The sequence below is a fragment of the Ruegeria sp. G2 genome (assembly GCF_056533505.1).
Map to the genome: position 1 here is coordinate 1 of NZ_JBQFON010000022.1, position 4,466 is coordinate 4,466.

Sequence of the window (4,466 nt, forward strand, 5' to 3'; positions counted from 1 at the left end):
AAACCCCCGCTTTTTTGGCGGGGGTTTTGAGAGTTTACTCTGCGGCTTCTTCGTATTCTGACATTGGAGGGCATGTGCAGATGAGGTTTCGGTCTCCGTATGCGTTGTCGACGCGGTTGACGGGGGACCAGTATTTGTCGACGCCCATGGAGCCCGGAGGGAAGCAGGCCTGTTCGCGTGTGTAGGGGCGGTCCCAGCTGCCGACCAGATCGCGCACCGTGTGTGGGGCGTTTTTCAGCGGGTTGTTTTCCGCGTCGATCTTGCCGTCGATGATGTCCTGTGCTTCCGCCCGGATCGACAGCATGGCCTCGCAGAAGCGGTCGAGCTCGTCCATGGGCTCCGATTCCGTGGGCTCCACCATCAGGGTTCCGGCCACCGGCCAGGACATGGTTGGGGCGTGGAAGCCTGAATCGACCAGGCGCTTGGCAATGTCATCGACGCTGACATGCGCGGCCTCGTCCAGCGGACGGGTGTCGAGGATGCATTCATGCGCCACCCGGCCCGTGTCCGACGTGTAGAGGATCGGGTAGGCATCCTTGAGCCGCGCCGCGATGTAGTTGGCGTTCAGGATTGCCACTTTCGTGGCCTGGGTCAGACCTGCGCCGCCCATCAGCAACACATAGGCCCATGAGACCGGCAGGATTGAGGGCGAGCCAAAGGGTGCGGCTGAGACCGGGCCCACGGCGGTGCCGTATTCCGGGTGGCCGGGCAGGTGCTCGGTCAGGTGCGCCTTGACGCCGATCGGGCCCATGCCGGGGCCGCCGCCGCCATGCGGGATGCAGAAGGTCTTGTGCAGGTTCAGGTGGCTGACGTCACCGCCCACATCGCCCGGGCGCGCCAGGCCAACCATGGCGTTCATGTTGGCGCCGTCGATATAGACCTGACCGCCGTGATCATGGGTGATCTGGCAGACCTCCTGCACGGTGGTCTCGAACACGCCATGGGTGGACGGATAGGTGATCATGCAGGCGGCCAGATGATCCGAGTGCTTTTCCGCCTTGGCGCGGAAGTCGTTCAGGTCAATGTTGCCCTTGTCATCCGCCTGCACCGGCACAACCTGCCAGCCGACCATCTGGGCCGAGGCCGGGTTGGTGCCATGCGCCGAGGTTGGGATCAGGCAGACATTGCGCTGCCCCTCGCCACGAGCGAAGTGATAATTGCGGATGGTCAGAAGGCCCGCGTACTCACCCTGCGCGCCCGAGTTGGGCTGCTGCGAGATCGCGTCATAGCCGGTGATCTGGCACAGCTTGTCGTTCAGATCGTCGATCATCTCGTGATAGCCCTGCGCCTGATCTTGCGGCACAAACGGGTGCAGGTTGCCGAACTCGGGCCAGGTGACCGGGATCATCTCGATCGTGGCGTTCAGCTTCATGGTGCACGAGCCCAGCGGGATCATCGCCCGGTCCAGCGCCAGGTCGCGGTCGGCCAGACGGCGCATATAGCGGGTGATCTCGGCCTCGGCCCGGTTCTTGTGGAAGATCGGATGGGTCAGGTATTCGCTTTCACGCAGCGCGTAATCCGGCAGGCGGTACTGCTTATTCGAGCTGTCATCCTTGCGATCGATGCCAAAGGCCCCCCAGACCGCCTCGATGGTCTCGGGGCGGGTCTGTTCGTCCAGGCTGATGCCCACTTTCGTGTCGCCCACTTTACGCAGGTTGACGCCGCGGGCCACTGCGGCCTCCATCACGACGTTCTGCAGATGGCCAACCTCGACCGTGATGGTGTCGAAGAATACCTCGGGTTCAACCGAGAAGCCCGCCTCTTCCAGACCGGCAGCCATGCGCGAGGTCTTGCGGTGCACCGATTGCGCGATGGCCTTGATGCCATCGGGACCGTGATACACCGCATACATCGAGGCAATCACCGCCAGCAGCGCCTGCGCAGTGCAAACGTTCGAGTTGGCTTTCTCGCGGCGGATATGCTGTTCGCGGGTCTGCAGCGCCAGGCGATAGGCCTTGTTGCCGCGGCTGTCGATGCTGACACCGATGATCCGGCCCGGCATCGAGCGCTTCAGCTTGTCGGTGGTCGCCATGTAAGCAGCATGGGGCCCGCCATAGCCCATCGGAACGCCAAAGCGCTGGGTCGAGCCGATGGCGATATCCGCGCCCATCTCACCAGGTGACTTCAGCAGCGCCAGCGACAGGATATCGGCGGCGACAATTGCGATGGCCTTGTGTTCATGCAGAGCGGCGATTTCTTTGGTGAAGTCACGCACATGGCCGTGGGTGCCGGGATACTGGAAGATCGCACCGAAGACGGCGCCTGCGTCCAGCGTGTCCGGATCAGCCACCTGCACCTCGATGCCCAGAGGCTCGGCGCGGGTTTTAATGACCGCGATGGTCTGCGGGTGGCAGTTCTTGTCAACAAAGAAGGCTGCGTTGTTGGCTTTCGAACGCCCGCCGCGCTTGGCCATGGCCATCGCTTCCGCCGCAGCTGTGGCTTCGTCCAGCAGGGATGCGTTGGCCACATCGAGCCCGGTCAGATCGCTGACCATGGTCTGGAAGTTCAGCAGAGCTTCAAGGCGGCCCTGGCTGATCTCGGGCTGATAGGGCGTATAGGCCGTGTACCAGGCCGGGTTTTCCAGAATGTTGCGCAGGATCGGCGCCGGCGTGGTGGTGCCGTAATAGCCCTGACCGATCAGCGAGGTCAGAACCTTGTTCTTGCTCGCCACCTCTTTCATGTGGAACAGAGCGTCGCGTTCCGTCATCGCCGGGCCCCAGTCCAGCGGCTCTTTCTGCCGGATCGCGGGGGGGACGGTGGCATCGATCAGCTGGTCCAGTGTCTTGAAGCCGATCACCTTGAGCATGTCGCGCATCTCGGTCGGGCTGGGCCCGATATGGCGGCGGTTGGCGAAGTCATAGGCTTCGTAATCGGTCAGTTTGAAGGCCATGTGTGCGCTCCTCAAGGATAGGTCAGACCCGGCGGAGACTGCGGGAGCCTCCGGCGGGAGTATTTTTAGCCAGATGAAGGGGCGGACCCGTGCGAGGACCCGCCATTTGGATTTATCCGATGAAGGCCTTGTAGCCGGCTTCGTCCATCAGGTCTTCGAGCTGCGAGGCGTCCGCGATCTTGATCTTGTAGATCCAGGCTTCGCCTTCGGGGTCGTCATTCAGAGAACCGGGATTGTCAGCCAGCGCCTCGTTCACCTCTGTGATCTCGCCATCGACCGGCGCATAAAGCTCGGACGCGGCCTTGACGGATTCAATCACGCCGATCTCGCCGCCTTTTTCGAACTCGTCGCCTGCTTCCTGCTGTTCCACGAACACCACGTCGCCCAACTGCTCGGCGGCGTGTTTGGTGATGCCCAGCGTGGCGGTGTCGCCGTCAACGCTCAGCCATTCATGTTCTTCGGAATAATAGGTTGCCATGTCTCTCTCTCCTGACTTCAACGCTTGTAATTCTGTTTGACGAAGGGCAGCGCCACGATCTGCGCCGGTTGCGGTTTGCCCCGGATGATCAGGTTCACCGTCTCGCCCGGCTCGCCATGGCCTTTGCTCACATAGCCCATCGCCACTGGTCCGCCGACCGTGGGGCCAAACACGCCCGAGGTGATCTGGCCGATCGTGTTGCCCTCGGTGCACTGGATCTCAACGCCCTGACGCGCCGGTGCGCGGCCTTCGGGCTTGATGCCCACCAGCTTTTTGGCGGGACCTTCGGCCAGTTCCTTCTGCACACGGTCCGCGCCCGGGAAACCGCCCTCTTCCTTGCGGCGCTTCTGCATCGCCCAAGCCAGGGAGGCCTCGATCGGCGAGGTGCTCTGGTCGATGTCATTGCCATAAAGGCACAGCCCGGCTTCAAGCCGCAGGCTGTCGCGCGCGCCCAGACCGGCCGCCTCGCAATCTTCATGCGCCAGGAAGGCCTTGGTGATCTCTATCGCCTTGTCCTCGGGGATCGAGATCTCATAACCGTCCTCGCCGGTATAGCCCAGCCGCGAGATACGGCATTCAACGCCGTTGATATCCGCCACAGTGGTTTCCATGAACTTCAGATCCCGCGCCGCAGGGCAGAGCTCGCCCACAACGTTTTCCGCTGCGGGGCCTTGGACAGCTACCAGCGCGCGGTCGAAGATCTCGATCACTTCAACACCGTCGAGATGTTCGCGCATATGCGGAATGTCCTGATGCCGCAGCGCCGCGTTCACCACCACAAAGTAGTGATCGCCCGCATTCGACACGATCAAATCGTCCATGATCCCGCCATCCGCGTTCGTAAAGAACCCGTACCGCGCCTTGCCTTCCTTCAACGTCGCATAGGCCTGCGGGCACAAAGCTTCCAACTTCTCGCCCACATTCTCGCCCTTCAGGATCACCTGACCCATATGGCTCACATCAAACACCGCCGCCTTCTCACGGCACTGCTTATGCTCCCCCATAATCCCCAATGGATACTGAACAGGCATCTCCCACCCAGCAAAATCAACCAACTTACCACCCAACTCAACATGCAAAGCGTGAAGAGGCGTGCGT

The 4,466-nt window shown here is 62.0% G+C and carries 3 protein-coding genes; all 3 read right to left on the reverse strand.

Annotated elements, in window-relative coordinates; all coding sequences use genetic code 11:
* Nucleotides 1-34: 34 nt before the first annotated feature.
* A complete protein-coding gene (gene gcvP, locus ACR0DU_RS21280; RefSeq protein WP_480877315.1) occupies nucleotides 35-2,890 on the reverse strand; it encodes an aminomethyl-transferring glycine dehydrogenase in 2,856 nt (951 codons plus the stop codon).
* A 112-nt stretch (nucleotides 2,891-3,002) separates the two neighbouring features.
* Nucleotides 3,003-3,368, reverse strand: coding sequence for a glycine cleavage system protein GcvH (gcvH, locus tag ACR0DU_RS21285; protein ID WP_480877318.1), 366 nt, complete (start codon nucleotides 3,366-3,368; stop codon nucleotides 3,003-3,005).
* 17 nt (nucleotides 3,369-3,385) lie between these two features.
* On the reverse strand, nucleotides 3,386-4,466 hold a 1,081-nt coding region (gene gcvT / locus ACR0DU_RS21290; RefSeq protein WP_480877321.1), incomplete at its 5' end, for a glycine cleavage system aminomethyltransferase GcvT.

Coding starts and splice junctions, on each gene's coding strand:
- gcvH (WP_480877318.1), bottom strand. CDS start 3,368: ATGGCAACCTATTATTCCGAAGAACATGAATGGCTGAGCGTTGACGGC.
- gcvP (WP_480877315.1), bottom strand. CDS start 2,890: ATGGCCTTCAAACTGACCGATTACGAAGCCTATGACTTCGCCAACCGC.